The organism is Trabulsiella odontotermitis (assembly GCF_001297775.1).
In the GTDB taxonomy this organism is placed as follows: domain Bacteria; phylum Pseudomonadota; class Gammaproteobacteria; order Enterobacterales; family Enterobacteriaceae; genus Trabulsiella; species Trabulsiella odontotermitis.
On sequence record NZ_LIFX01000014.1, the window covers coordinates 90,027 to 116,430 of the forward strand.

Here is a 26,404-nt window from a genome sequence, read left to right on the forward strand (position 1 = left end):
TTTTCGTTTCTTCTTTCACGCGCTAGCCCCCTGGATTCAGGTGCTAAAGTAAAAAAAGAAGCGGAAAAGAGCAGCATTCATGCTTGCGTTACCTTAGTGGTAATGGGGTAAACCTTATTGAAAAGTCTTACCGATCAAATGTCAATGGGCCGTGCCGTTGAAATGAAAAGAGGGAGACAAGCTCCCTCTTTCAACTGGCTTACGCCAGTGCTGATTTCGCTTTTTCAACCAGGGCAGTGAATGCCACTTTGTCGAATACTGCGATGTCAGCCAGGATCTTACGGTCGATTTCAACAGAGGCTTTTTTCAGGCCATTGATGAATTTGCTGTAAGAAATACCGTTCTGACGTGCTGCTGCGTTGATACGCGCAATCCACAGTTGACGGAACTGACGCTTTTTCTGACGACGGTCACGATAAGCGTACTGACCAGCTTTGATAACAGCCTGGAAGGCAACGCGGTATACGCGTGAACGCGCACCGTAGTAACCTTTAGCTTGTTTCAAAATTTTCTTGTGACGTGCGCGTGCAATTACACCACGTTTTACGCGAGCCATAGTGCTCTCCTGTATATTCTAAATAAAAAAGTTAATAAACGTTAACGGCTTATGCGTACGGCAGGCACGCGATTACCAGACCCAGATCGCCTTTGGAAACCATGGCTTTCGGGCGCAGGTGACGTTTACGCTTGGTTGCTTTTTTGGTCAGAATATGACGCAGGTTAGCGTGCTTGTGCTTAAAACCACCTTTACCGGTTTTTTTGAAGCGCTTAGCAGCACCGCGTACGGTCTTAATTTTTGGCATTTTAATAACTTCCACTTCGCATTGTTAATAAACGAAACCCAGGCGAACAAAAGCTGTGGGACCCGAAAGCCTCACAGCCCTTGCTACTTGAAGGCCTACTGTTTCTTCTTAGGAGCGAGCACCATGATCATCTGGCGGCCTTCGATCTTCGTTGGGAAGGATTCGACCACTGCCAGTTCTGTCAGATCGTCTTTCACGCGATTAAGCACTTCCATACCGATCTGCTGGTGCGCCATCTCACGACCGCGGAAACGCAGTGTGATCTTGGCTTTATCACCCTCTTCCAGAAAGCGAATCAGGCTGCGGAGTTTTACCTGATAGTCGCCTTCATCTGTACCAGGACGGAATTTAATTTCCTTAACCTGGATAACTTTTTGCTTTTTCTTCTGTTCCTTAGAAGATTTACTTTTTTCATAAAGGAACTTGCCGTAGTCCATGATACGACAAACTGGCGGTTCGGCGTTAGGGCTGATTTCAACTAAATCTACTCCAGCTTCTTCAGCCTTTTCGATTGCTTCTCTCAGACTCACAATCCCCAGTTGCTCACCTTCCAGACCTGTTAAGCGAACTTCCTGGGCGCGAATCTCGCCATTAATACGATTCGGACGTGCCGTTTGAACTCGTTTTCCGCCTTTAATACCTTATTCCTCCAGTTGTTGAAGACTGCGGCTGCGAATCTCTTGTTGCAGCTTCTCAATCACTTCCTCTACGCCCATGACGCCAAGGTCTTTACCGCGGCGGGTGCGAACGGCCACAGTGCCAGCTTCCACCTCTTTATCACCACAGACCAGCATATACGGGACACGACGTAAAGTGTGCTCGCGGATTTTAAAGCCAATCTTCTCATTTCTCAAGTCTGCTTTTACCCGAATACCCGCATTTTGCAGTTTACGGGTCAATTCGTTAACGTAATCAGACTGTGAATCGGTAATGTTCATGACCACGACCTGCACTGGCGCAAGCCAGGTTGGGAAGAAGCCAGCGAATTCTTCGGTCAGAATGCCGATGAAGCGTTCAATCGACCCAAGAATCGCGCGGTGAATCATGACCGGGACCTGACGCTCGTTGTTTTCGCCAACATAAGAGGCGCTCAGACGAGACGGCAGAGAGAAGTCCAGCTGTACAGTACCGCACTGCCATGCACGATCGAGGCAGTCATATAGGGTAAATTCAATTTTCGGACCGTAGAACGCGCCCTCACCCAGTTGATATTCAAACGGGATGTTGTTTTCTTCGAGCGCGACGGCTAAGTCCGCCTCAGCACGATCCCACATTTCATCGCTGCCGATACGTTTTTCGGGGCGAGTGGAAAGTTTGACGACGATTTTGTCGAAGCCAAAGGTGCTGTACATATCGTAGACCATACGAATACAGGCGTTCACTTCATCACGGATCTGATCTTCAGTACAGAAGATGTGCGCGTCATCCTGGGTGAAGCCACGGACACGCATCAAACCGTGCAGCGCGCCTGATGGTTCGTTACGGTGGCAGCTACCGAATTCCGCCATACGCAGTGGCAGATCACGGTAGGATTTCAGACCCTGATTGAAGATCTGAACGTGCCCCGGGCAGTTCATCGGCTTGATGCAGTATTCACGGTTCTCAGACGAGGTGGTGAACATCGCATCTTTGTAGTTGTCCCAGTGACCGGTTTTTTCCCACAGCACACGGTCCATCATGAACGGACCTTTGACTTCCTGATACTGGTACTCTTTCAGTTTACTGCGAACAAACGTTTCCAGTTCACGGAAGATGGTCCAGCCGTCGTTGTGCCAGAACACCATACCCGGCGCTTCTTCCTGCATATGATACAGGTCGAGTTGCTTGCCGATTTTACGGTGGTCGCGCTTCGCGGCTTCTTCCAGACGTTGCAGATACGCATTCAGCGCTTTTTTATCTGCCCACGCGGTGCCGTAAATACGCTGCAGCATTTTGTTGTCGCTGTCGCCACGCCAGTAAGCCCCTGCGGTTTTCATCAATTTGAAGTGATGGCAGAAACGCATATTGGGCACGTGCGGGCCGCGGCACATGTCGACATATTCTTCATGATGATATAAGCCAGGCTTGTCATCATGGGCAATGTTTTCATCAAGAATGGAGACTTTATACGGCTCGTTGCGTTTCACAAACGTTTCACGCGCGTCGTGCCAGCTGACTTTCTTCTTAATGACGTCGTAGTTTTTCTCGGCAAGCTCATGCATACGTTTTTCGAGCACGTCGAGATCTTCCTGGGTCAGGGTTCGGTCAATATCCACATCGTAATAAAAACCGTTGTCCACTACCGGACCAATCGCCATTTTCGTGGTCGGCCACAGTTGTTTAATGGCGTGACCAAGCAGGTGCGCGCAGGAGTGACGAATGATCTCCAGACCGTCATCATCTTTCGCGGTGATGATTGCCAGTTGGGCATCGGTGTCGATGAGATCGGAAGCATCAACCAGTTCGCCATTAACACGGCCCGCGATGCAGGCTTTCGCCAGTCCCGGTCCGATATCAAGAGCAACATCCATTGGGCTTACTGCGTGGTCGTAATGGCGTTGACTGCCATCAGGAAGAGTAATTACAGGCATTATATATCCTTATTTGCAGTGGTGCCCCACACGAAAGAGCACATACAAAATAATATGATGAACATTATCAAAAGGGGGTGGATTGATTCCCGCTTCACTCTGCGAAATATGAGAAATGACATTTATCGCGTCACGCCTCCTACATCCGTCTTTTGATAAAACCAGCCCCTAGTCTACACATGATTTCTATGGGATAAAACCCTGATTCCGGTTCATCTCTCATTGACCTTGTCTGTAATAGACTATTTTAAAGGAAACGACTGCGAGGGGAGTCAATGCCAACAAAACGATTTGCCAGCAAACACTGGAAAGTGGTGGTCGTGCTGATAGCAATTTGCGGCGCCATGCTTCTGCTGCGCTGGGCCGCAATGATTTGGGGATAAGCTGCCATCAGGCCGGGAGCCGGCCCGATAGATTACATTCTGTATCCCAGTGATACCGTGGTACGGCGATCGGTATGGCTTGGCGCTGTTGATGGCGGCTCGGAATTCCAGCTCAGGTTATAAGCGACTTTCAGACCGAAGTGATCGTTAATCGCCACGTTGAGCGCAGTTTCAGAGTTTACCGTCGTGTCATCAGAACCATAAACGGAAACACCTTGCGTGAATTTGGTGGTATCTGTCATTTGCCAGGCGTACGTACCGGACGCATAACCCAACGGCTGGGTTTCAGTATCGCCGTCAGTATATTCGTCGTAACGCACACCCGGACCAAATTCAAAACGCAGGCTGTGAACCGGGCCATTCATAAACTGACGACCATAACCAGCGGTCAGGACATCGCGTTCATGATAGCCGTTGTAACGGTCAGTTAACCAGCTCGCCTGACCAAACAGGTAATCTGTATCGGTCACGTTATAGCGCGAACGGCCGCCTACCGCATATTTCTCAGAAGAGCGTTCATCATTGGATGAGGTATTGCTCGCATTTCCCCATAATGACCACGCGGTGGATTCACCGTACCAGGTCAGTGTGGAGTCTGCAGTCAGGGAAGAACTTTTGGTATTGCCAGACTGAGCGAGATAGCCGCCGTTGACGTTACCTTCAAAAGGTTTCTTTGCAGTAGAAGGGTCATCCATGACAGTAAAAACGGTATCATCTGCTGTCGCGTGCATCGACGCAAACAAGCCCCCCGCCAGCAACGCTGCCACGGGTACTGTCTTTAAAAGCTTCATTTATTAAGAGTCCGTACAACAAAAAAAGAGACCTATACGGTCCCGGAAACTTTCATGAGGATCAACGCGGGAAGTTCCAGAGAAAGGTAAGAAATTATAAAAAGGCCCGAATAACATAGCAATGACTTCTTATTTCATTTTTTGAATAAGAACGATCTCAAAACTCTTTTTAATTCATAATGGTAAAAAACCATTTTTGAGTTTAAACACTTGTAAATCATGCTGTTGTTTCTTCCTTTCCTGGATATTCAGTGCCAGGCTTAAAGCGATTTAACTTATGGGACATTTCAGGAGGTAATAATAATGGCGAATATTTATACACTCACCCTGGCGCCTTCTCTTGACTGCGCAACGCTGACGCCTCAGATATACCCAGAAGGTAAATTACGCTGCAGCGCGCCGGTATTTGAGCCTGGTGGTGGTGGCATTAACGTCGCCCGCGCGATTACTTTCCTCGGCGGTCGCGCTACCGCCATCTTCCCGGCAGGCGGCGCGACCGGCGAACATCTGGTCTCTTTGTTAGCCGATGAAAATGTCCCGGTCAATACGGTCGACGCTCGCGACTGGACGCGGCAGAACCTGCATGTGTATGTGGAGTCCAGCGGCGAACAGTACCGTTTCGTGATGCCCGGCGCCGCATTAAGTGAAGATGAGTTTCGTCAGCTCGAAGAAAAAGTGCTGCAAATAGAGGAAGGCGCCATTCTGGTGATCAGCGGCAGCCTGCCACCTGGCGTTAAAACCGGGCGGCTGGTGCAGTTAATCAAAGCCGCACAGCACAACGGCATTCGCTGCGTGATGGACAGCTCCGGTGAAGCCCTCGCCGCAGCGCTGGACATTGGTCATATCGAACTGGTTAAGCCGAACCAGAAAGAGCTCAGCGCGCTGGTGCAACGTGAACTGACGCAACCTGACGATGTTCGCAAGGCGGCGCAGGAAATCGTCCAGTCCGGAAAAGCGCTGCGGGTCATCGTCTCACTCGGTCCGCAGGGTGCGCTTGGCGTTGATGCCAGTGGCTGCGTACAGGTGGTTCCGCCACCGGTGAAAAGCCAGAGCACCGTTGGCGCGGGCGACAGCATGGTGGGCGCAATGACGCTTAAACTTGCCGAAAATGCCAGTCTGGAAGATATGGTGCGCTTTGGCGTGGCGGCGGGCAGCGCGGCGACAGTCAACCAGGGGACACGCCTGTGCTCGCTGGAGAACACCCGCAAAATTTACGATTATCTCCGTCAGTAATGGGGTCAGCCCGGCACTTTGGACTATGCTGGATAAATCTATGAATTACAAAGAGGTGAACCGTGAGTGGAGAAATTACCCGTTATGTGGTGACGTTCAGCTTCAAAGAAGAGGCGTTAACCCAGATTAACGAGCTTAATAATCACCTGTCGCGTGGTGGCTTTTTGCTCACGCTGACCGATGACGACGGCAAAGTTCACGATCTTGGCACCAATACCTTTGGCTTTATCAGCCCACTCAGCGAAGAAGAGGTTCGCGAGCTCGCCACCGGGCTTGCTGAAGCCGCACTTCATCGCAAGCCCGATATCGACATCACCACGTTCGATGCATGGCAGGCAAGCATAAATCCATAACATTTGCCGCCTAAAAGTACTCAGTTGTGCGTTAGTTCGAGTTTTTTCACCGCATTTATACGCTAACCTTCTGAAATGGCAGTAAACATGGGAGAAGCATCATGTGGCAAGCTATCAGTGGCCTGTTAAGCGAGCAATTTGGAAGCGGCGACATCGAGTTGCGTAATGAATTACCTGGAGGAGAAATCCACGCTGCATGGCATCTGCGCTATCGCGGTAAGGACTTTTTCGTCAAGTGCGATGAGCGGGAGCTTCTGCCCATTTTCACGGCGGAAGCCGATCAACTGGAACTACTTTCACGCAGTAAAACGGTTCGCGTCCCGGAAGTGTTTGCCGTCGGCAGCGACCGCGACTACAGCTTTCTGGTGATGGAATTTCTGCCTCCCCGCCCGCTCGACGCCCATAGCGCGTTTCTGCTGGGCCAACAGCTTGCCCATCTCCACGAATGGAGCGACCAGCCGCAGTTTGGTCTCGACTTCGACAACGACCTCTCCACCACGCCACAACCCAACGCCTGGCAACGTCGCTGGTCAACCTTCTTCGCTGAACAGCGTATTGGCTGGCAACTGGAGCTGGCGGCGGAAAAAGGCATGGCGTTTGGTAATATCGATGCGATTGTCGGCCATATTCAGCAGCGCCTGAGCAACCATCAGCCACAGCCTTCGCTTCTGCACGGTGATCTGTGGTCCGGCAACTGCGCGCTGGGGCCTGACGGTCCGTATATTTTCGATCCGGCCTGCTACTGGGGTGACAGGGAGTGTGACCTGGCGATGCTGCCGTTGCATCCCGATCAGCCACCGCAGATTTACGATGGCTATCAGTCGGTCTCACCGTTACCTTCCGGCTTCCTCGATCGCCAGCCGGTTTATCAGCTTTATACCTTACTGAACCGAGCGATTTTGTTTGGCGGGGAACATCTGGTGACCGCGCAGAAAGCGCTGGAGCGGGTGCTGGCGGCCTGAGCCTTCGCTCAGGCACACCGGTCAGTTCATTGAGACGCCTTTCAGGCGGAATTCGATGTTCATGATAAGCCCGTTACCTGGCTTGCCACTCTCATAGCGCCATTTTCGCATGGCGCTTTTAACTTCACGTTCAAACATATTGCTCGGCTGCGCGGAGAGAATTTCGACGTTATCCACGCGGCCATCTGCCGTGACGTCAAACCGGACGCGCACTTTCCCTTCGATGCGCAGCGCCTGCGCCCGCGCCGGATACCCCGGCTGGTTGCGGCTCAGCGCGCGAGGGCCTGTGGGGGCGCTCACCGTCGGTTTGCTGGTGGCAGCGGGTGCGGTACTGGTCACCGGGCGCGATGGTGTCGTGTTTTCAAACGGCGATGCCGGACGCGGCTCTGCGGGTTTCACTTCCCGTTTTGGCTGCTCGACCTTTTTCTCCGGTTTGGGTTTCGGCTTTGGCTTAGGTTTCGGTTCCGGTTTGTGGATCACCACCGGCGCCTCTTTTGGCGGCTCGGGAACCGGCTCGGGTTCTGGCTCCGGCTCCACAACCGGTTGCGGCGGTGGCTGAACAGCCTGCGGCGGCTCCAGATCGGCGGGCGTCACCATGGTGACCGTAATCGGCTGACCCGGCGCTGGCAGTTCAATAACCTGATGATGTACCGAGGTATAAAGCAATCCCGCAACGACTGCGCCGTGGATAGCCACTGAGAGCAGGGTCGGCCACGGAAAGCGGCGAGGCATATCAAGGGTCATTGAAGTCATAATCGTGTCAGTTGCCAAATGAAGTCCCGATTTTAAATGCAAATAGCAATCATATTCAATAAGACATCTTATTCTGAATCAACTTTTGTCCGTTGTTGCCCAAAAATCCCGCGTGTCGAACAAACTGTCGCACAGGCCACACATCTTTACATTGCAGTTAATGACACTTTCACTTAACGTAAAACGCAAATTTCATCAGGAAGGAGTTCTGCCCGTGCTTTACGTGATTTACGCCGAAGATGTCGCTGACTCACTCGAAAAACGCTTATCCGTTCGCCCTGCCCACCTCGCCCGCCTGCAACTGCTGCAGGATGACGGCCGTCTGCTGACTGCGGGTCCACTGCCTGCGGTTGACAGCAACGATCCTGGCGCCGCAGGCTTTACCGGCTCCATTATTATTGCCGAATTTGAATCGCTGGAAACAGCACAGGCATGGGCGAACGATGATCCGTACGTCGCGGCCGGTGTGTATGGCAACGTTGCAGTTAAACCGTACAAAAAAACGTTTTAACGCAACGCCAGAAAAACGATGGGCACCGCAAGCGGTGCCCTTTTTGTGCTCAGATGTCGTAGAAGGCGAAGACCAGTGCGTGGTGTTGCCGTTTGACAAGACATTTTCTGATGGAGTGGATGCGCATATTGCGACGCGACTGAGCTTCCAGCCAGCGGGTTTTACGGCGACTTGCCTGCCGCTGCATGCGCCAGCGCCCCACTTCCGTTCTGCTATGCTTCATTTCTACAGCTCTCAGAATGAAAGAGCCTTTATTATATCCGCTCCCCCCTGACTGACCAGCGGTTTTACAGCGCATTTTATTTGCCAGATCAGTGCTTATGCGTAAACTCTTAACATCTGGCATACAAAAGGATTTTTATTGATATGACAACCTTCTACACCGTGGTGAGTTGGCTGGTGGTTCTGGGTTACTGGTTGCTCATTGCCGGTGTGACATTACGTATTTTGATGAAGCGACGCGCGGTGCCTTCGGCGATGGCATGGCTGCTGATTATCTATATTCTGCCCCTCGTCGGGATCATCGCCTATTTGTCGGTCGGAGAACTGCATCTCGGAAAACGCCGGGCCGAGCGCGCCAGAGCCATGTGGCCCTCGACAGCAAAGTGGCTGCATGATCTTAAAGCTTTTAACCATATCTTTGCCGAGGAAAACAGCCCGGTCGCCTCGTCGCTGTTTAAGCTCTGTGAGCGCCGTCAGGGCATCGCCGGGGTGAAAGGCAATCAGTTGCAACTGATGACCGAAACGGATGATGTCATGCAGGCGCTGATCCGCGATATCCAGCTCGCCCGTCACAATATCGAGATAGTCTTTTATATCTGGCAGCCGGGCGGAATGGCCGATCAAGTGGCGGAGTCGCTGATGGCCGCCGCGCGACGCGGCGTTCACTGCCGCCTGATGCTGGACTCCGCAGGCAGCGTGGCGTTTTTTCGCAGCCCGTGGGCGACGATGATGCGCAACGCCGGTATTGAAGTCGTTGAGGCGCTGAAAGTGAATCTGATGCGTGTCTTTCTGCGCCGTATGGATCTGCGTCAGCACCGCAAAATGGTGCTGATCGACAACTATATTGCCTACACCGGCAGTATGAATATGGTCGATCCGCGCTTCTTTAAGCAGGATGCCGGCGTGGGCCAGTGGATAGATCTGATGGCGCGCATGGAAGGCCCGGTTGCCACGGCGATGGGCATTATTTACTCCTGCGACTGGGAAATTGAGACCGGTAAACGCATTCTCCCGCCGCCGCCAGACGCCAATATCATGCCGTTTGAAGCCGCCAGCGGGCACACCATTCACACTATCGCCTCAGGCCCGGGCTTCCCGGAAGATCTGATCCACCAGGCGCTGCTGACGGCTGCGTATTCGGCCCGTGAATATCTGATAATGACCACGCCCTACTTCGTGCCCAGCGACGACCTGCTGCATGCCATCTGTACCGCCGCTCAGCGCGGTGTCGATGTCAGCATTATTCTGCCGCTGAAAAACGATTCGATGCTGGTGGGCTGGGCGAGCCGCGCCTTTTTCACCGAGCTACTGGCCGCGGGCGTCAAAATTTATCAGTTTGAAGGCGGGCTGCTGCACACCAAGAGCGTGCTGGTCGATGGCGAGTTAAGCCTGGTCGGCACCGTCAATCTCGACATGCGCAGCCTGTGGCTGAACTTTGAAATTACGCTGGCGATTGATGACGTTGGCTTCGGTGGCGATCTGGCGGCGGTGCAGGACGATTACATCTCACGCTCCCGCCTGCTCGACGCCCTTGAATGGGTAAAACGACCACTCTGGCAGCGAATGGCCGAGCGACTGTTTTACTTCTTCAGCCCGTTGCTGTAAAACGTGCCAATCAGATGTTTAACAGGTAGTCATCATGGATATGGATTTGAACAATCGCCTGACCGAAGACGAAACGCTCGAGCAGGCCTACGATATATTCCTCGAACTGGCGGTCGATAATCTCGATCCCGCCGACATCATTCTGTTTAATTTACAGTTTGAGGAGCGTGGCGGCGCGGAACTATTCGACCCTTCAGAAGACTGGCAGGAGCATGTCGATTTCGACCTCGATCCGGATTTCTTCGCCGAGGTGGTCATCGGTCTTGCGGAGACCGATGGCGGCGAGCTTAATGATATTTTCGCCCGCATACTGCTCTGTCGCGAAAAAGACCACAAATTCTGCCATATCCTGTGGCGTGAGTAGAAAAAAGGCCGACGTGATGTCGGCCTTTTTCATTATAACGGATCTACCTTCAGACAGGAGACCGCGTGGCGGAAACTCCCTTCCAGAACCGGTCGCGTCTTAGCGCACTCCGGCCCGGCAATCGGGCAGCGCGTACGGAATACGCATCCGGAAGGCGGGTTGATCGGTGACGGAAGTTCCCCTTCCAGCAACTGGATCTCCTTCGCTTTTTCCAGATCGGGGTCCGGGATGGGCACTGCCGACATCAGCGCCCGGGTGTATGGGTGCAGCGGATTGTGATACACCTCATCGTAAGTGCCGAGCTCAACGGCATGACCCAGATACATCACCAGCACGCGATCGGAGATATGTTTCACCACCGCCAGATCGTGCGCGATGAAGATCAGCGAAAGCCCCATCTCACGCTGCAGTTGCTGCAACAGGTTAACCACCTGCGCCTGAATGGACACATCCAGCGCGGAAACCGGTTCATCACAAATAATCAGTTTCGGCTCAAGGATCAGCGCACGGGCGATGCCGATACGCTGACATTGTCCACCAGAGAATTCATGCGGGTAACGGTTAATCAGGTTGGGCAGCAGGCCCACTTTCATCATCATCGCTTTGACGCGATCGCGAACTTCCTGGCGCGGCATTTTCGGATGATAAGTCCGCAGCGGCTCAGCGATAATTTCACCGATGGTCATGCGCGGGTTCAGTGAGGCCAGCGGATCCTGGAAAATCATCTGGATATCACTACGCACAGCACGCCACTCGTCCGGTTTCATGCCCAGCAGATCTTTCCCCAGCCACGCCACCTTGCCGTCTGTCGCCTGCACCAGACCGATGATCGCACGCGCAAAGGTAGATTTACCGCAGCCGGACTCACCCACCACGCCCAGGGTTTCCCCTTCATACAGACGCAGGGTGACGCCATCCACGGCCTTCAGCGTTTTCGCCGGTTGCCAGAACCACTGTTTGCCGTCTTTGATATCAAAATGCACTTTCAGATCGGCAATTTCGAGCAGCACTTTACGATTTTCGATTACGGCGTTCATAGCAGATCCCCCACCGGTTTAAAGCAGGCGCGTAAACGCCCTGGCGCAAACTCCTCCAGCGGCGGAGCACTATGGCAGATATCCATCGCGTGCGGGCAGCGCGGCTGGAACGGGCAGCCTTTCGGCAAACGCAACAGGTTTGGCGGGTTGCCCGGGATCGTCAGCAGTGATTCGCCTTCCGCATCCAGACGCGGTACTGCATTGAGCAGGCCAATAGAATAAGGATGCGCGGGTTGGTAGAACACATCGCGCGCCTGACCATATTCCATGGTGCGCCCGGCATACATCACCAGCACTTTGTCACAGATACCGGCAACCACGCCGAGATCGTGGGTAATCATGATAATGGCGGTATTGAACTCACGTTTGAGTTCATTCAGCAGCGTCATGATTTGCGCCTGCACGGTCACGTCGAGCGCGGTTGTCGGCTCATCGGCAATCAGCAGTTTCGGTCGGCACATCAACGCCATGGCAATCATCACGCGCTGGCGCATACCGCCGGAAAATTCATGCGGGAACATGCGCATACGCTTACGCGCTTCCGGCATTTTGACCGCATCCAGCATTTTGACTGACTCTTCAAACGCTTCTGCTTTGCCCATGTTTTTGTGCAGCATCAGCACTTCCATCAGTTGCTCGCCGACGCGCATATACGGGTTCAGAGAGGTCATCGGATCCTGGAAAATCATCGAGATCTGCTCGGCACGCAGCTTATTCAACTCGCGCTCAGGCAGGTTGAGGATTTGCCGTCCGTTGAACGTTGCGGAGCCGCCGATACGGCCGTTCTGCGCCAGCAGCCCCATCAGCGCAAAGGCAGTCTGGGATTTACCGGAGCCGGATTCACCCACGATACCCAGCGTCTCACCCGCTTTCAGGCTGAAGTTAAGATCGTTGACCGCCGTGACGTCGCCATCCGGCGTTTTAAACGTCACGCGTAAATCTTTCACATCCAGCAGCAGCGACGACTGCTGTTGCTGGTGGTTTTTTACCATGTCAATCGTACTCATGGCGGGGCTCCTTAGCGGTCTTTCGGATCGAGGGCATCACGCAGGCCATCGCCGATAAAGTTAAAACAAAACAGGGTAACCACCAGGAAACCTGCCGGGAACAGCAGCAGCCATGGAGACACTTCCATGGAGTTGGCGCCATCACTCAGTAAGGCCCCCCAACTGCTGAGCGGCTCCTGCGTACCCAGACCAAGGAAGCTCAGGAACGATTCAAACAGGATCATGCTGGGAACCAGCAGCGAGGCGTAAACCACCACCACGCCCAGCACGTTCGGTACGATATGACGAACAACGATATTGCCGGTCGAGACACCGCCGACCTGCGCCGCTTCGATAAACTCTTTGCGCTTCAGACTCAGCGTCTGGCCGCGAACGATACGCGCCATATCCAGCCACGAAACCATCCCGATGGCAACGAAGATCAGCAGGATGTTTTGCCCGAAGAAGGTGACCAGCAGGATAACGAAGAACATGAAGGGGAAGGAGTTGAGGATTTCCAGCACACGCATCATGAAGGAGTCGACTTTGCCGCCGAGATAGCCGGACAGCGACCCGTACAACGTGCCGACAATCACCGCCACCAGCGCCGCGGCGATGCCGACCATCAGCGAAATACGCCCGCCAATCGCCACACGCACCAGCAGATCACGCCCGGAAGAGTCGGTGCCGAAATAGTGCCCGGATTCAGTATCCGGCGCGCTGGACATCATGCCCCAGTCGGTATCGAAATAGGTAAACTGCGACAGTATCGGCGCCAGGGTAACAAAAAGCGCAATCAGGATCAGCACCACCAGGCTCGCGACCGCGGCGCGGTTATGCATAAAGCGTCGACGGGCATCCTGCCATAAACTGCGGCCTTCTACGTCCAGTTTTTCACTGAAGTGTTCCAGCGCCTCGCTGTTTTTCTTACTTAACATCATGGCGTACTCCAGTGTCAGTAACGGATTTTCGGATCGATGACGGCATACAGCACGTCAACCACCGCGTTGAACAGGATCGTCAGCGCGCCGACCAGAATCGTGAGACTCAGTACCAGCGAGTAGTCACGGTTAAGCGCCCCGTTCACGAACAACTGGCCGATGCCCGGCAAACCATAGATAGTTTCAATAACCATCGAGCCGGTGATAATACCGACGAAAGCAGGCCCCATATAGGAGAGCACCGGCAGCAACGCGGGTTTCAGCGCATGGCGGAAGATAATCCGCCGCATCGGCAACCCTTTTGCACGCGCGGTACGAATAAAGTTAGAGTGCAGCACTTCAATCATTGAGCCACGGGTAATACGCGCGATACTGGCGATATAAGCCAGCGACAGCGCCACCATCGGCAGGATCATAAATTTCAGCGCCCCGCCGTTCCAGCCGCCGCCTGGCAACCAGTGCAGGGTGATCGCGAAAACCATCACCAGCAGCGGCGCGACAACAAAGCTCGGGATAACCACCCCGGTCATCGCAAACCCCATGACGGTATAATCCCACGCGGTATTTTGCCTGAGTGCGGCAATCACCCCCGCGCTAACGCCAACGATCACGGCGAGCAAAAACGCCGCCATCCCCAGTTTTGCAGAAACCGGGAAACTGGCCGCCACCAGATCGTTGACCGAATAATCCTTATATTTAAAAGACGGTCCGAAATCGCCGTGCGCCAGTTGCTTCAGATAGCTGAAATATTGCGTGGAGATCGGATCGTTGAGATGGTATTTCGCCTCAATGTTGGCCATCACTTCTGGCGGCAACGTACGTTCACCGGTAAATGGACTTCCCGGCGCGAGGCGCATCATAAAGAAGGAAATAGTAATAAGAACAAAAAGTGTCGGAATCGCTTCCAGACAACGACGTAATATAAATTTTAACATTGCCCGTACCTTCTGGCGTGTGCCTTTGCACTGCTCTCAAATAAGACACAGTGGAGCGAGGAAAAATCCCTCGCTCCACGCATTGCCATTAATGCTTGATAATATACAAGTTCTTGACGTGGATATTATCCATCGGATCTTTACCGGTATAACCGCCGACCCATGGTTTCACGAGACGGGCGTTAACGTAGTAATAGACCGGGGCAATTGCAGAATCTTTATCCAGCTGCATTTCTGCTTTGTCATACAGCGCGGTACGCTGCGCTTCATCCGTCACTTTCAGCGCATCCGCCAGGATAGTATCAAAGGCTTCGCTCTTATAGTGCGCGGTGTTGTTAGAGCTGTTTGACAGCAGCATGTTCAGGAAGGATGTCGGTTCGTTGTAATCCGCACACCAGGCCGCACGCGCCACATCATAGTTGCCCTGATGACGGGTATCGAGGAAGGTTTTCCATTCCTGGTTTTCCAGCTTCACGTTAACGCCGAGGTTTTTCTTCCAGATAGACGCCACAGCGATAGCCAGTTTTTTGTGCAGATCAGAAGTGTTGTAAAGCAGGCTGAAGGTCAGCGGTTTGTCCGCCGTGTAGCCTGCTTCGGCCAGCAGTTTTTTCGCTTCTGCGTTACGTTTTTCCTGTGACCACTTAAACCATTCCGGTTCGGTCAGTTTTGCGCCATCGGTATACGGCGGAGTGAAACCGTAAGCAGGCAGGTCGCCCTGGTTTTTCACTTTATTGACGATGATGTCGCGATCCAGACCCAGTTTCAGTGCGGTACGGACACGCACATCGGTGAACGGGGCTTTCTGGTTGTTAATTTCGTAATAATAAGTGCAGAGATACGGATCTACGTGCACTTCATTCGGAATCTCTTTTTTCAGCTTCTGGAATAATTCGATCGGCATGTTGTTATAGGTCATGTCGATTTCACCGCTGCGGTAGCGGTTAACGTCGGTGACTTCAGAGGAAATAGGCAGATAAGTGACCTGGTTGATCACTGTTTTGGCGTTATCCCAGTAATTTGGGTTACGCTCCAGAACAATACGTTCGTTGACCACCCACTCTTTCAGTTTATAAGCGCCGTTGGAAACAATATTCGCAGGCTGGGTCCACTTCTCACCATATTTTTCAATGGCGGCTTTAGGAACCGGCGTCATGGAGGAGTGAACAAGCAGTTTGTAGAAATAAGGAACAGGCTCAGATAAGGTCACTTCCAGCGTATGATCATCAACGGCTTTCACGCCGAGGTCGGTCGCTGGTTTTTTACCCGCAATAATGTCATCGATATTGGCGATATGACCATACTGCAAATAACTTTCATAAGGAGAAGCGGTTTTCGGATCAGCCAGGCGTTGCCAGCTGTAGACGAAATCCTGTGCCGTTACCGGCGAACCGTCTGACCATTTCGCATCTTTACGCAGATGGAATGTCCAGACCTGGAAATCTTTGTTATCCCACGATTCTGCCACGCCAGGTACTGGCTGGCCATCAACACCGGTTTCCACTAACCCTTCAAACAGATCGCGGTTGATGTTGGATTCCGGTACACCTTCAATTTTGTGCGCATCGAGCGACTGAACTTCTGTACCGTTATTACGTACCAGCGTTTGTTTTTCCGCCAACTGAACACCCGCAGGCACATCGGCTGCCATCGCCGCATTGCCAGCGATGAGTGCAGTGAAGACACCTGCTGCAATTAGACTTTTTTTTGTAATGATGGACATTGTGTTGTGACTCCTCTCTTTATAATTGCTGGTTTACCAGCTTGTCTGTTCCCGTTCGGGTTCCTGTACAGCGCAGGAGCTTTAGCAACTGTCAGGTCGTTTTCTACTGCTTGCTATCACCGACTTTTTTATTACGGTCGCTCGGATGGCAACCTTACGTCGATTCGTTATACGCCCCCCCTGTCGGGACGCGTCTGATCTTTTTATTCGTAACCAGCGGTTATATGAAAACCGTTCTCATCTACATGCAAATTAATCCGCACATCAGGCCGGAAAGTAGCAAATGGCTTACGGCGCTGCCAATACAATTTGCAAATTTGTTAAGCAATTCTCTTTTACTGAATAAGTTGCCCTGTCGCAACCTGTCGGGGCTTTTTCTTATTGCCCTCTAATGACAATGTAATCAGTAAGTTAGACGAATAGCCAAAAGATGGCTTTCAGTCGAAACCAGGCCTGTTTGTTTTTTGTACAAAAACTTAACAATTGATTATTATTTAGCACATTCAACTGCCCGTTAGCTGAAATTACTAATATCATTTCAATTATCCGACAGCAAGCCCAAGAGTATGGTGTGAAAGAAATAACATCGCGGAGGGGGGTTTTGTGTGCATTACAACGCAGAATAATGCGCTAACCTGCTGATATATAATATTTTAATTAAATATCAGCAAAGATTATGCTAAATACATTTTTCAAATATATTGATATGATTTGCGAATATTGCAGCGGAAACGGCGCGGAACGCCCCGTTTCGCCGCAGGCAGACTAGCTCAGAAGACCGGGGAAAATCGCTTTAATCCCGGTGACGATAAACTCGATGCCTAACGCCATCAGCAGCAGCCCCATAATACGGGTGACGACGTTAATGCCGGTTTGCCCCAGCAAACGCACCAGCCAGGGCGCGAGACGAAAAACACCCCAACAACAGAACGCAAACAGCGCGATGGCAATAGAAAAGCCGATCAGGTGCGCCAGGTTATGGTAACGGGTTCCCCAGACGATGGTGGAACTGATGGCCCCCGGCCCCGCCATGAGCGGCAACGCCAGCGGCACAACGCCGACATTCTCGCGGATCGCCGTTTCTGATTTTTCCTGCTTGTTCTGTTTATCTTCACCCAGTTTTCCGCTAATCATCGACATCGCAATAGTGACGACCAGAATGCCACCGGCGATGCGGAATGAATCGATAGAAATACCAAATAACTGCAGAATGCCGTCACCTAAAAACAGTGACGTCCAGAGAATAATGGCAACGGACAGCGTGGCGGTAAGGTTAGTTTTGTTTCTGACCGGCGCCGTCTGGTAGCTGGTCATACTAATAAAGACAGGGATAATCCCAACCGGGTTAACCAGAGCAAATAGCCCGATAAAAAATTTGGTGTACGTGGGAAAATCAAACAAGGTTTGAATCACGCTCAGCTCCGCAAGCTCATCAAAATGGGTCGTTGACGTAATATAAAGCAAGGCTGTGACCGGTTAACGATCACAATCGCGATGCTGAGCCTCTCGCGTGTAAAGCGGGACACAGCCTGTTATCCGCGCTGAAGATACGCTTTTTATGAGTATAGTTCACCTCAATTCTTCTTAAAAAATGGCTCCAATACAGGGTGTTATATATTCATTTAGATTATGTTAATGTCATCCTGCCTTTAAAAACGATTCCGTCACAATTGCTACAAATGCCGTGAAATGGGCTGCTGAAAGGTGTCAGCTTGGTGTTAACTTGATCCAGATCACGTAATTTGTACTCAGAAGTGAGTAACCTTGCTTACGCCACCAGGGAGTACAGCGTCATTCGTTAGTGGTGCCTGAGGTGAGGCTCTTTTAGTAAATCTGTGAATCGGAATCGTAAGTAATCAGTTGTTTTGCTGACCCTTACGCAAGCAGCAAACACGGTGTCTATACTGGTTTAGCGTGCAGCTGATTTACTAAAAAAGTTTAACATTATCAGGAGAGCATTATGGCTGTTACTAATGTCGCTGAACTTAACGCGCTCGTTGAACGCGTCAAAAAAGCCCAGCGTGAATATGCCAGTTTCACTCAAGAGCAAGTAGATAAAATCTTCCGCGCTGCCGCCCTGGCCGCTGCAGATGCTCGAATCCCTCTCGCTAAAATGGCCGTTGCCGAATCCGGCATGGGTATCATCGAAGATAAAGTGATTAAAAACCACTTCGCTTCCGAATATATCTATAACGCATACAAAGATGAAAAGACCTGTGGCGTGCTGTCTGAAGACGACACCTTCGGGACTATCACCATTGCTGAACCTATCGGCATTATCTGCGGTATCGTTCCGACCACTAACCCGACTTCAACGGCTATCTTCAAATCGCTGATCAGCCTGAAAACCCGTAACGCCATCATCTTCTCTCCACACCCGCGTGCTAAAGATGCCACCAACAAAGCGGCTGACATCGTTCTGCAGGCAGCTATCGCTGCTGGTGCACCGAAAGACCTGATTGGCTGGATCGATCAACCGTCTGTTGAATTGTCCAACGCGCTGATGCATCACCCGGATATCAACCTTATTCTTGCGACCGGTGGCCCGGGCATGGTTAAGGCCGCTTACAGCTCCGGTAAACCGGCAATCGGCGTAGGCGCAGGCAACACGCCTGTGGTTATCGACGAAACCGCTGATATCAAACGTGCTGTGGCTTCCGTTCTGATGTCTAAAACCTTCGATAACGGCGTTATCTGTGCTTCTGAACAGTCCGTTGTGGTTGTTGACTCTGTTTATGATGCGGTCCGCGAACGTTTCGCCAGCCACGGCGGCTACCTGCTGCAGGGCAAAGAGCTGAAAGCGGTTCAGGACATCATCCTGAAAAATGGCGCGCTGAACGCGGCTATCGTCGGTCAGCCAGCGTACAAAATCGCTGAACTGGCAGGCTTCTCTGTACCGGTCACCACCAAGATCCTGATTGGTGAAGTAAAAGTTGTCGACGAAAGCGAACCGTTCGCTCACGAAAAACTGTCTCCGACCCTGGCGATGTATCGTGCGAAAGACTTCGAAGACGCGGTTGATAAAGCTGAGAAACTGGTGGCAATGGGCGGTATCGGTCATACCTCCTGCCTGTACACCGACCAGGATAACCAGCCAGAACGCGTGAACTACTTCGGTCAGATGATGAAAACCGCGCGTATCCTGATCAACACCCCGGCTTCTCAGGGTGGTATCGGCGACCTGTACAACTTCAAACTCGCACCTTCCCTGACTCTGGGTTGTGGTTCCTGGGGTGGTAACTCCATCTCTGAAAACGTTGGTCCGAAACACCTGATCAACAAGAAAACCGTTGCTAAGCGAGCTGAAAACATGTTGTGGCACAAACTTCCGAAATCTATCTACTTCCGTCGTGGCTCACTGCCAATCGCACTGGATGAAGTGATTACTGATGGTCACAAACGCGCGCTGATCGTGACTGACCGCTTCCTGTTCAACAACGGTTACGCTGACCAGATCACCTCTGTTCTGAAAGCCGCTGGCGTTGAAACTGAAGTGTTCTTTGAAGTAGAAGCTGACCCGACGCTGACTATCGTACGTAAAGGTGCCGAACTGGCGAACTCCTTCAAACCAGACGTGATCATCGCGCTGGGTGGTGGTTCCCCGATGGACGCCGCGAAAATCATGTGGGTTATGTACGAACACCCGGAAACTCACTTCAAAGAACTGGCGCTGCGCTTTATGGATATCCGTAAACGTATCTACAAGTTCCCGAAAATGGGCGTGAAAGCGAAAATGATCGCCGTCACGACAACTTCCGGTACCGGTTCAGAAGTGACACCGTTTGCGGTTGTCACCGACGACTCTACCGGTCAGAAATATCCGCTGGCTGACTATGCGCTGACCCCGGATATGGCAATTGTTGACGCCAACCTCGTGATGGATATGCCGAAATCACTGTGTGCCTTCGGTGGTCTGGATGCCGTGACCCACGCGCTGGAAGCTTACGTTTCCGTGCTGGCGTCCGAGTTCTCCGATGGTCAGGCTCTGCAGGCACTGAAACTGCTGAAAGAAAACCTGCCAGCGTCTTATAACGAAGGTGCCAAAAACCCGGTTGCCCGTGAACGCGTTCACAGTGCAGCGACTATCGCCGGTATCGCGTTTGCGAACGCCTTCCTCGGTGTATGTCACTCCATGGCACACAAACTGGGCTCACAGTTCCATATTCCGCACGGTCTGGCCAACGCCCTGCTGATCAGCAACGTTATCCGTTACAACGCGAACGATAACCCGACCAAGCAGACTGCATTCAGCCAGTACGACCGTCCGCAGGCTCGTCGTCGTTACGCTGAAATCGCTGACCATCTGGGTCTGAGCGCACCGGGTGACCGTACTGCTGCGAAGATCGAGAAACTGCTGGCATGGCTGGAAAGCATGAAAGCCGAACTGGGTATTCCGAAATCAATCCGCGAAGCGGGCGTTCAGGAAGCTGACTTCCTGGCACACGTTGATAAGCTGTCTGAAGATGCGTTCGATGACCAGTGTACTGGCGCTAACCCGCGCTACCCGCTGATCTCCGAGCTGAAACAGATCCTGCTGGATACCTACTACGGACGTGCTTACACTGAAGGCGAAGTGGCTGTAGAGAAGAAAGAAGCCGCTCCGGTTAAAGCAGATAAGAAAGCGAAAAAAACCGCTTAATTAGACGCAACCCGTAAGTCACAAAAAGCCCCGTCATCTGACGGGGCTTTTTTTATGTTGCAAATAACGCCCTGAACGCCTCAGTCGCCCTGTTCCATACCCGGGCGGGATAACCGGTGCTGTTCCTGAATACGGGTCAGAGAGCCTTCAGCAAGCGCTTCTTTATAGTGTTTGCGGCAGACGGAGACATAGCGTTCATTGCCGCCAATGACCACCTGCTCGCCCTCATTAAACGGACGCCCTGCCTGATCGAGGCGCAATACCATGCTGGCCTTACGGCCGCAGAAACAGATGGTTTTCAGTTCAACCAGCTTATCTGACCAGGCGAGCAAATACTGGCTGCCGGTAAATAGCTCGCCACGGAAGTCCGTACGCAGACCGTAGCACAATACCGGGATATCCAGCGTATCCACCACCTCGGAGAGCTCATAGACCTGCTGACGCGTCAGAAACTGGCTTTCATCGACTAATACGCAGTTGATTCGCTCACGCGCATGCTCTTCGCTGATCTCAGTAAACAGCGCGGACTGCTGATTAAAGAGCTTTGCCGGAGACGACAGCCCTATTCTCGAACTGACTTTGCCCGCGCCAAAACGGTCATCAATTTCCGCTGTATATACCAGCGTCCGCATCCCACGCTCCTGGTAATTGTAGGAAGACTGTAGCAACGCGGTCGATTTACCGGCATTCATTGCCGAATAGTAAAAATAAAGTTGTGCCATTGGCGCCGTAACCCCGATCAAAGTGTTATATCACGCTGCAAATTGTATCATATTCCACTCAGGTGACAGCGCCAATGCGTCAAACGGTTCTTTATCAGGGTAAGTGACTGGTTTTAACAAACATTCTGTAACACTAATCACTAATAACACTCTATCTACAAGGGATTTAACCTGGCGTTATAGTCGATAGCATCCCACTACAATCCAGAAAAGCATTTAACGCTGGTTTCATACGGTGATGATTCGGATTCTAATAAGCATAAGCGGGTTATCGATAAGTCATTTCTCTAATACTTAAGGCTGATATTTATCCGCACCCCGCTAATTCCGCCGGGTTTCAGTGCGTAAACATCAGAGTTTGCCTGTGGGAGCCCTCACCTTTCCCCTGATAGCAATAACAGCGAATGTTGTGAGCCAACGCGTAAATTTATCTTCCGTTAATTAATAACAGAGAAAAATATCAGGTAATTTTGAATTCCTTACATTGTCCCCTATTGCACATCTGAATTTATCGCTCTATTATTAGCTCAACAAACCACCCCACAATATAAGTTTGAGATTACTACAATGAGCGAAGCACTTAAAATTCTGAACAACATCCGTACTCTTCGTGCGCAGGCAAGAGAATGCACCCTTGAAACGCTGGAAGAGATGCTGGAAAAATTAGAAGTTGTCGTTAATGAGCGCCGTGAAGAAGAAAGCGCTGCTGCGGCAGAAATCGAAGAGCGCACTCGTAAGTTGCAACAATATCGTGAAATGCTGATTGCTGACGGTATTGATCCAAACGAACTGCTGAACAGCATGGCAGCAGCTAAATCTGGAACTAAAGCAAAACGCGCAGCTCGTCCGGCTAAATATAGCTACGTTGACGAAAACGGCGAAACCAAAACATGGACTGGCCAGGGTCGTACCCCGGCAGTTATCAAAAAAGCCATGGATGAGCAGGGTAAATCTCTGGACGATTTCCTGATCAAAGACTGATTTTCTCATTCTTAATAAATCCCGCCCCGGCGGGATTTTTTTTGCCTGAATCTTTTTCAGCCAGTAAAAAAAGCGTCGTATTGATGACTGACAGGCAATAAAAAAACCGGGGATAACCGCACAGTCTCTGGCGTTTACCCCCGGTTTTAGCGGGTGAAGCTATCGCTCAGTTAGCTAATAGCCTTGCCCAGCCATTGTTTAAACTCGTCGCCGAAGTCATGGTGGCGAATGCCATATTCCACGAATGCCTGCATATATCCGAGTTTATTACCGCAGTCGTGGCTTTTCCCTTTCATATGATAGGCTTCAACGGTTTCTTTCTCGATAAGCATATCAATGGCGTCGGTCAGCTGAATTTCATCACCTGCTCCCGGCGGGGTTTTTGCCAGCAGCGGCCAAATCTCTGCGCTCAGGACATAACGGCCAACAACAGCAAGGTTAGACGGCGCGACATCGGCTTTCGGCTTTTCAACCACACCGACCATCGGTACGCTCTCACCCGGGGCCAGCGCCTGCCCTTTGCAGTCCACAACGCCGTATGCGGTAACATCGTCAACCGGCTCTACCATGATCTGGCTGGCACCCGTTTCGTTAAAGCGGGCAATCATCTCAGCGAGGTTGTCGCGGGAAAGATCGGATTCATATTCATCGAGAATAACGTCCGGCAGAATCACAGCAACCGGCTCATCGCCGACAACCGGATGCGCACACAGCACGGCGTGGCCCAGGCCTTTCGCCAGCCCCTGACGAACCTGCATAATAGTGACGTGCGGTGGGCAAATAGACTGAACTTCTTCAAGCAGCTGGCGTTTAACGCGTTTTTCCAGCATCGCTTCAAGTTCAAAACTGGTATCAAAATGGTTTTCGATAGAGTTTTTGGACGAGTGCGTAACCAGTACAATTTCAGTAATACCAGCTGCAATGCATTCATTAACAACGTACTGAATTAATGGTTTATCCACCAGTGGCAGCATTTCCTTCGGAATAGCCTTGGTCGCTGGTAGCATCCTGGTACCTAACCCCGCAACCGGGATGACGGCTTTTCTGACTTTTGAATTTAGGGCAGCCATTGAAATCTCCTGAACTGTTCAAACTTTGAACGTGCTCGTTATTAATAACGCGTTGAGTATATCAGTACCGTCATGCAAGCCGGGTCTGAAAAGGACGCGCTAACCTTGAATTAGGATTTATACGCATAACTGCATGGATAGTATCACCGCGCCAGATAAGCGGGAAAAGCTATCTGTCGTTTGCGCGCTGATTGCTCATTCCGCAGTCAACATTAAGCGTAATCGACCACCGGCCCCCCAAATTTGACATTGCCACGAAACACAGCGCTGACTAATTTGGTTAAGGTAAGCATTACCTAAAGTGCCAAGCGGAACACCGTTACTGATCTGTATTTGATGCTCGCCGGTATTCAATGTTCCATTCAGTCCGGCTGACACGAGGATCAAATTTTTCAGTCCACTATGATAATAGCCCACCAGCAAAGGAAACTGGCCGGGTAAATTGGCCTGACGGAGCAACTGGTTGACCTGTTTTAGTAAACTTCCCATTTCAGGTAAACGCTGTCGTTGATGTGAGAGTTGCTCCTGCAACAATCCATTAAAAAGCGCGCGTAATAATAAAGCGGCAAGGACGCCATTATCACCCGCTCGCGTAACGTCAAGACAATAAAAGGCGAGATCATGGTCAGATAAAGGTGCAATATCAAGCACCAGTCCTGGTTTATCCGCCGAAACGAGCTGGCGGTAATTTATGCGACAATGAGATATTTCCTGCTGAACCGGCGGCTGCAATTCCTGCAGCAATTTAGCGGCCGCATGGGGATTACTGGTTAATGCGTCCCAGTCATCAAAAAGCCGCTCTTCCTCTTCGACCCGGGAATTAAACATATTCGGATAAAGGCAGGCAAAGACGGTCTCCTTTAACCGGTCAAAATCTTTGACCGGCTTGAGCAGAACGTCCTGAACGCCCAGCCGTAACGCTCTGGCGATATCCGCCATATTTTCGGTCGCCGAGATAACCAGAATGGGCATCTGGTCGCCTTCGTTGCGCAGATGCTCGATCAGTGCCAGACCATTCATCCGCGGCATGGCGATATCACAGATCATCAGATCAGGCTTATGGTGTGCCATCTTCTCCAGTGCATCCACGCCATCCTCTGCCAGGACCGTCGAAGCGCCCAGAGACGAAAGCCATGAATTTAATAGAGTGCGGAAAACGGGTTCGTCTTCGACAATCAGAATCTGTTTTCCCGCCAATGGCTGCGTCATGGTATCTCCCCTGGCTGACGATACGTAAATAGTGGCATGCTATCCGCAGTATCGCCTGTCAGATTTTGCTGAAGTAGTCAAAAAATTCGTTGTTGCGTGTCCGTGCGCACGAGCGGCAGCAGTTCATCCATCTTTTTCTCGACAGCGAGCTGCCCGGCGGCAATAGCCGATGCGGCCCGATGAAAATCGAGTGTGGAGATTTGCGGACATAGAGGTTGCAACAAGATATCTGGCGGATCGCCCGCCATTCGATTTCGTTTTAACCGGTTTTCCAGAACTTGTATCGAGGTCGTCATGATCTCCATCGCCGTCGGTGTCGGAACGGAACGTCGGGAGTTCATTCGGCCCATCCGCGCCCGGAGGCGCCCGTGCCACGTGAGATCGTCATCATCACTGATATCATCCGGCGCACTGACCGACAGCAAATCCTGTTGCATCAGATGCGCGTCATGCTGAAGGTCGACCGCAATAACGATATCCGCCCCCAGCGCGCGCGTCAGCGATACCGGAACCGGATTAACCACGCCGCCGTCCACCAGCCAGTAGCCGTTATGCATCACCGGCGACATCAACCCGGGAATACTGCAGGAGGCACGAACAGCAAGATGCAGGTCACCTTCCGTAAACCAGAGTTCACGTCCGGTGCTCAGATTGGTCGCCACCGCAGCAAAACGACGTTCGCAATCGTCAATTCGCTCACAGGGCATCACTTGACGGTACTGGGAAAATACGCGCTCGCCACGGAGCAGACCGCCGCGTCGCCAGGAGAGATCCATCAGACGCAGCACATCCCAGTAGCTGAATGAACAGACCCACTTTTCCAGCGAGTCCAGGCGGTTACAGGCAAAAGCTGCGCCCACCAGAGAACCGATAGAGCAGCCTGCGACAATGTCTATTTCAATGCCCATTTTTTGCAGGGCTTTAATCACACCGATATGCGACCAACCTCGTGCGGCGCCCGATCCCAGCGCCAGACCAATTTTCACCTTTCTCATTGTTACCGGTGGTCATCCTCCTGTCTCAGGCGTAGCCACATTGCCACTGCTCAGTTAACATAGTGCTACCTGGCGCAACTGCGCCGTTCTTTTTTGGTGTTCCAGGGAGGCAACTTTGTCACCACTATGCCCCTGCGGCAGCGCTCTCGAGTATAGCCTATGTTGCCAGCGTTATCTGTCTGGTGCTCAGCTTGCGCCAGATCCGTCACAACTTATGCGATCCCGTTACACTGCTTTTGTCATGAAAGATGTCGATTATTTGCTAAAAACCTGGCATCCCTCCTGTCAGGCGGCCCATTTCCGCGGCGACATCGAACACGGATTCACCGGCACCGAATGGCTGGGTCTTACTGTTTTCGCGACAGAGCCGGGAAACCATGAAAATGAAGGCTTTGTCAGTTTCGTCGCCCGCTTTCGTGAACACAATAAGACGGGAGCCATTATCGAGCGTTCAAGATTCTTAAAAGAAAACGGTCAATGGTATTATATTGATGGTACTCGTCCATTGATTGGCCGTAACGATCCCTGCCCTTGCGGTTCGGGTAAAAAATTTAAAAAGTGCTGCGGCCAGTAACGCCGCCGTCAACATACAGCAAACACCGTCAACAGGATTTCCCCG

At 51.8% G+C, this 26,404-nt stretch carries 28 protein-coding genes and 1 other annotated feature (1 of these 29 running past the window's edge); of the genes, 10 read left to right on the forward strand and 18 right to left on the reverse strand.

What is annotated here, in order from left to right; translation table 11 throughout:
- Positions 1-86 (reverse strand) — a sequence feature (Phe leader region) (it extends 39 nt beyond the left edge of the window).
- The 5 genes from pheM to thrS all read right to left on the reverse strand — a co-directional run bounded on the left by pheM (position 37) and on the right by thrS (position 3,373).
- Complete coding sequence (gene pheM, locus AOY23_RS22725; protein ID WP_152525475.1) at positions 37-81, reverse strand: pheST operon leader peptide PheM; 45 nt, start codon at positions 79-81, stop codon at positions 37-39. It overlaps the preceding feature by 45 nt.
- Before the next feature lie 113 nt (positions 87-199).
- Positions 200-556, reverse strand: coding sequence for a 50S ribosomal protein L20 (gene rplT / locus AOY23_RS18860; RefSeq protein WP_006820206.1), 357 nt, complete (start codon positions 554-556; stop codon positions 200-202).
- 49 nt (positions 557-605) lie between these two features.
- Positions 606-803 carry a 50S ribosomal protein L35 gene (rpmI, locus tag AOY23_RS18865; protein ID WP_001124225.1) on the reverse strand — a complete coding sequence of 66 codons (198 nt, stop codon included), beginning with the start codon at positions 801-803 and terminating at the stop codon, positions 606-608.
- Between the two features lie 95 nt (positions 804-898).
- The gene (gene infC, locus AOY23_RS18870; RefSeq protein WP_072011887.1) at positions 899-1,441 is read right to left on the reverse strand and encodes a translation initiation factor IF-3; all 543 of its coding nucleotides are present in this window, start codon (positions 1,439-1,441) and stop codon (positions 899-901) included.
- A gap of 3 nt (positions 1,442-1,444) precedes the next feature.
- The gene (thrS, locus tag AOY23_RS18875) at positions 1,445-3,373 is read right to left on the reverse strand and encodes a threonine--tRNA ligase (RefSeq protein ID WP_054180824.1); all 1,929 of its coding nucleotides are present in this window, start codon (positions 3,371-3,373) and stop codon (positions 1,445-1,447) included.
- Between the two features lie 275 nt (positions 3,374-3,648).
- Here thrS and yniD point away from each other — a divergent pair, with 275 nt between their 5' ends.
- Positions 3,649-3,756: a small membrane protein YniD gene (yniD, locus tag AOY23_RS22730; protein WP_152958633.1), complete on the forward strand. Its 108-nt coding sequence runs from the start codon at positions 3,649-3,651 to the stop codon at positions 3,754-3,756.
- Between the two features lie 32 nt (positions 3,757-3,788).
- Here yniD and AOY23_RS18880 read toward each other — a convergent pair whose 3' ends face one another.
- The gene (locus tag AOY23_RS18880) at positions 3,789-4,547 is read right to left on the reverse strand and encodes a DUF481 domain-containing protein (protein ID WP_054180825.1); all 759 of its coding nucleotides are present in this window, start codon (positions 4,545-4,547) and stop codon (positions 3,789-3,791) included.
- Between the two features lie 303 nt (positions 4,548-4,850).
- Between AOY23_RS18880 and pfkB the strand changes: the two genes are divergently transcribed.
- The 3 genes from pfkB (at position 4,851) to AOY23_RS18895 (ending at position 7,095) form a co-directional block, all read left to right on the forward strand.
- On the forward strand, positions 4,851-5,780 hold the full coding sequence (gene pfkB, locus AOY23_RS18885) for a 6-phosphofructokinase II (protein WP_054180826.1): 930 nt from the start codon (positions 4,851-4,853) through the stop codon (positions 5,778-5,780).
- Positions 5,781-5,842: 62 nt separating this feature from the next.
- The gene (gene ghoS, locus AOY23_RS18890) at positions 5,843-6,133 is read left to right on the forward strand and encodes a type V toxin-antitoxin system endoribonuclease antitoxin GhoS (RefSeq protein WP_054180827.1); all 291 of its coding nucleotides are present in this window, start codon (positions 5,843-5,845) and stop codon (positions 6,131-6,133) included.
- A 101-nt stretch (positions 6,134-6,234) separates the two neighbouring features.
- The gene (locus AOY23_RS18895; RefSeq protein WP_054180828.1) at positions 6,235-7,095 is read left to right on the forward strand and encodes a fructosamine kinase family protein; all 861 of its coding nucleotides are present in this window, start codon (positions 6,235-6,237) and stop codon (positions 7,093-7,095) included.
- 21 nt (positions 7,096-7,116) lie between these two features.
- Here the strand turns inward: AOY23_RS18895 and tonB are convergent, their stop codons facing one another.
- Positions 7,117-7,839, reverse strand: coding sequence for a TonB system transport protein TonB (gene tonB, locus AOY23_RS18900; protein ID WP_054180829.1), 723 nt, complete (start codon positions 7,837-7,839; stop codon positions 7,117-7,119).
- Positions 7,840-8,062: 223 nt separating this feature from the next.
- On the opposite strand from tonB, the gene AOY23_RS18905 reads away from it, so the two are divergent.
- Positions 8,063-8,359: a YciI family protein gene (locus AOY23_RS18905; protein WP_049850074.1), complete on the forward strand. Its 297-nt coding sequence runs from the start codon at positions 8,063-8,065 to the stop codon at positions 8,357-8,359.
- A gap of 49 nt (positions 8,360-8,408) precedes the next feature.
- Here AOY23_RS18905 and AOY23_RS18910 read toward each other — a convergent pair whose 3' ends face one another.
- The gene (locus AOY23_RS18910) at positions 8,409-8,582 is read right to left on the reverse strand and encodes a YciY family protein (protein ID WP_152958635.1); all 174 of its coding nucleotides are present in this window, start codon (positions 8,580-8,582) and stop codon (positions 8,409-8,411) included.
- A 143-nt stretch (positions 8,583-8,725) separates the two neighbouring features.
- Between AOY23_RS18910 and cls the strand changes: the two genes are divergently transcribed.
- Positions 8,726-10,186 (forward strand): cardiolipin synthase, encoded by a 1,461-nt coding sequence (gene cls, locus AOY23_RS18915; RefSeq protein WP_054180831.1) that lies wholly within the window; start codon positions 8,726-8,728, stop codon positions 10,184-10,186.
- A gap of 34 nt (positions 10,187-10,220) precedes the next feature.
- A complete protein-coding gene (locus AOY23_RS18920) occupies positions 10,221-10,550 on the forward strand; it encodes an HI1450 family dsDNA-mimic protein (RefSeq protein ID WP_038153848.1) in 330 nt (109 codons plus the stop codon).
- A 32-nt stretch (positions 10,551-10,582) separates the two neighbouring features.
- On the opposite strand, the gene oppF is transcribed toward AOY23_RS18920, so the two are convergent.
- The 6 genes from oppF to AOY23_RS18950 all read right to left on the reverse strand — a co-directional run bounded on the left by oppF (position 10,583) and on the right by AOY23_RS18950 (position 17,582).
- Entirely contained in the window at positions 10,583-11,587 is a 1,005-nt protein-coding gene (oppF, locus tag AOY23_RS18925; protein WP_054180832.1) for a murein tripeptide/oligopeptide ABC transporter ATP-binding protein OppF, read from the reverse strand.
- On the reverse strand, positions 11,584-12,594 hold the full coding sequence (oppD, locus tag AOY23_RS18930; protein ID WP_054180833.1) for an ABC transporter ATP-binding protein: 1,011 nt from the start codon (positions 12,592-12,594) through the stop codon (positions 11,584-11,586). The genes oppF and oppD overlap by 4 nt, the downstream gene beginning before the upstream one ends.
- Before the next feature lie 11 nt (positions 12,595-12,605).
- Complete coding sequence (oppC, locus tag AOY23_RS18935; RefSeq protein ID WP_054180834.1) at positions 12,606-13,514, reverse strand: oligopeptide ABC transporter permease OppC; 909 nt, start codon at positions 13,512-13,514, stop codon at positions 12,606-12,608.
- 14 nt (positions 13,515-13,528) lie between these two features.
- Positions 13,529-14,449, reverse strand: a complete 921-nt coding sequence (oppB, locus tag AOY23_RS18940) for an oligopeptide ABC transporter permease OppB (RefSeq protein ID WP_054180835.1) — start codon at positions 14,447-14,449, stop codon at positions 13,529-13,531.
- 88 nt (positions 14,450-14,537) lie between these two features.
- Positions 14,538-16,169 carry an oligopeptide ABC transporter substrate-binding protein OppA gene (oppA, locus tag AOY23_RS18945; protein ID WP_054180836.1) on the reverse strand — a complete coding sequence of 544 codons (1,632 nt, stop codon included), beginning with the start codon at positions 16,167-16,169 and terminating at the stop codon, positions 14,538-14,540.
- A gap of 765 nt (positions 16,170-16,934) precedes the next feature.
- On the reverse strand, positions 16,935-17,582 hold the full coding sequence (locus AOY23_RS18950; RefSeq protein WP_054180895.1) for a YchE family NAAT transporter: 648 nt from the start codon (positions 17,580-17,582) through the stop codon (positions 16,935-16,937).
- 547 nt (positions 17,583-18,129) lie between these two features.
- Here AOY23_RS18950 and adhE point away from each other — a divergent pair.
- Positions 18,130-20,808 (forward strand): bifunctional acetaldehyde-CoA/alcohol dehydrogenase, encoded by a 2,679-nt coding sequence (gene adhE / locus AOY23_RS18955; RefSeq protein ID WP_054180837.1) that lies wholly within the window; start codon positions 18,130-18,132, stop codon positions 20,806-20,808.
- 80 nt (positions 20,809-20,888) lie between these two features.
- Here adhE and tdk read toward each other — a convergent pair whose 3' ends face one another.
- Complete coding sequence (gene tdk / locus AOY23_RS18960; protein WP_054180838.1) at positions 20,889-21,530, reverse strand: thymidine kinase; 642 nt, start codon at positions 21,528-21,530, stop codon at positions 20,889-20,891.
- Positions 21,531-22,097: 567 nt separating this feature from the next.
- Between tdk and hns the strand changes: the two genes are divergently transcribed.
- Positions 22,098-22,511, forward strand: a complete 414-nt coding sequence (hns, locus tag AOY23_RS18965; protein ID WP_038153833.1) for a histone-like nucleoid-structuring protein H-NS — start codon at positions 22,098-22,100, stop codon at positions 22,509-22,511.
- Positions 22,512-22,681: 170 nt separating this feature from the next.
- On the opposite strand, the gene galU is transcribed toward hns, so the two are convergent.
- The 3 genes from galU to rssA all read right to left on the reverse strand — a co-directional run bounded on the left by galU (position 22,682) and on the right by rssA (position 25,785).
- On the reverse strand, positions 22,682-23,581 hold the full coding sequence (gene galU / locus AOY23_RS18970; RefSeq protein WP_054180839.1) for a UTP--glucose-1-phosphate uridylyltransferase GalU: 900 nt from the start codon (positions 23,579-23,581) through the stop codon (positions 22,682-22,684).
- A 195-nt stretch (positions 23,582-23,776) separates the two neighbouring features.
- A complete protein-coding gene (gene rssB, locus AOY23_RS18975; protein WP_054180840.1) occupies positions 23,777-24,790 on the reverse strand; it encodes a two-component system response regulator RssB in 1,014 nt (337 codons plus the stop codon).
- 77 nt (positions 24,791-24,867) lie between these two features.
- Positions 24,868-25,785, reverse strand: coding sequence for a patatin-like phospholipase RssA (gene rssA / locus AOY23_RS18980; RefSeq protein WP_054180841.1), 918 nt, complete (start codon positions 25,783-25,785; stop codon positions 24,868-24,870).
- A gap of 115 nt (positions 25,786-25,900) precedes the next feature.
- Between rssA and AOY23_RS18985 the strand changes: the two genes are divergently transcribed.
- Positions 25,901-26,359, forward strand: coding sequence for a YchJ family protein (locus tag AOY23_RS18985; RefSeq protein WP_054180842.1), 459 nt, complete (start codon positions 25,901-25,903; stop codon positions 26,357-26,359).
- Positions 26,360-26,404 lie beyond the last annotated feature (45 nt).

Excerpts from the sequence above, each read along its gene's own strand:
- oppB (WP_054180835.1), bottom strand. The coding sequence starts at position 14,449 with ATGTTAAAATTTATATTACGTCGTTGTCTGGAAGCGATTCCGACACTT.
- thrS (WP_054180824.1), bottom strand. The coding sequence starts at position 3,373 with ATGCCTGTAATTACTCTTCCTGATGGCAGTCAACGCCATTACGACCAC.
- oppA (WP_054180836.1), bottom strand. The coding sequence starts at position 16,169 with ATGTCCATCATTACAAAAAAAAGTCTAATTGCAGCAGGTGTCTTCACT.
- rplT (WP_006820206.1), bottom strand. The coding sequence starts at position 556 with ATGGCTCGCGTAAAACGTGGTGTAATTGCACGCGCACGTCACAAGAAA.
- oppC (WP_054180834.1), bottom strand. The coding sequence starts at position 13,514 with ATGATGTTAAGTAAGAAAAACAGCGAGGCGCTGGAACACTTCAGTGAA.
- oppF (WP_054180832.1), bottom strand. The coding sequence starts at position 11,587 with ATGAACGCCGTAATCGAAAATCGTAAAGTGCTGCTCGAAATTGCCGAT.
- AOY23_RS18910 (WP_152958635.1), bottom strand. The coding sequence starts at position 8,582 with ATGAAGCATAGCAGAACGGAAGTGGGGCGCTGGCGCATGCAGCGGCAG.
- oppD (WP_054180833.1), bottom strand. The coding sequence starts at position 12,594 with ATGAGTACGATTGACATGGTAAAAAACCACCAGCAACAGCAGTCGTCG.
- rssB (WP_054180840.1), bottom strand. The coding sequence starts at position 24,790 with ATGACGCAGCCATTGGCGGGAAAACAGATTCTGATTGTCGAAGACGAA.
- galU (WP_054180839.1), bottom strand. The coding sequence starts at position 23,581 with ATGGCTGCCCTAAATTCAAAAGTCAGAAAAGCCGTCATCCCGGTTGCG.
- adhE (WP_054180837.1), top strand. The coding sequence starts at position 18,130 with ATGGCTGTTACTAATGTCGCTGAACTTAACGCGCTCGTTGAACGCGTC.
- rssA (WP_054180841.1), bottom strand. The coding sequence starts at position 25,785 with ATGAGAAAGGTGAAAATTGGTCTGGCGCTGGGATCGGGCGCCGCACGA.
- pfkB (WP_054180826.1), top strand. The coding sequence starts at position 4,851 with ATGGCGAATATTTATACACTCACCCTGGCGCCTTCTCTTGACTGCGCA.
- tonB (WP_054180829.1), bottom strand. The coding sequence starts at position 7,839 with ATGACCCTTGATATGCCTCGCCGCTTTCCGTGGCCGACCCTGCTCTCA.
- AOY23_RS18880 (WP_054180825.1), bottom strand. The coding sequence starts at position 4,547 with ATGAAGCTTTTAAAGACAGTACCCGTGGCAGCGTTGCTGGCGGGGGGC.
- AOY23_RS18920 (WP_038153848.1), top strand. The coding sequence starts at position 10,221 with ATGGATATGGATTTGAACAATCGCCTGACCGAAGACGAAACGCTCGAG.
- AOY23_RS18895 (WP_054180828.1), top strand. The coding sequence starts at position 6,235 with ATGTGGCAAGCTATCAGTGGCCTGTTAAGCGAGCAATTTGGAAGCGGC.
- yniD (WP_152958633.1), top strand. The coding sequence starts at position 3,649 with ATGCCAACAAAACGATTTGCCAGCAAACACTGGAAAGTGGTGGTCGTG.
- tdk (WP_054180838.1), bottom strand. The coding sequence starts at position 21,530 with ATGGCACAACTTTATTTTTACTATTCGGCAATGAATGCCGGTAAATCG.
- cls (WP_054180831.1), top strand. The coding sequence starts at position 8,726 with ATGACAACCTTCTACACCGTGGTGAGTTGGCTGGTGGTTCTGGGTTAC.
- rpmI (WP_001124225.1), bottom strand. The coding sequence starts at position 803 with ATGCCAAAAATTAAGACCGTACGCGGTGCTGCTAAGCGCTTCAAAAAA.
- hns (WP_038153833.1), top strand. The coding sequence starts at position 22,098 with ATGAGCGAAGCACTTAAAATTCTGAACAACATCCGTACTCTTCGTGCG.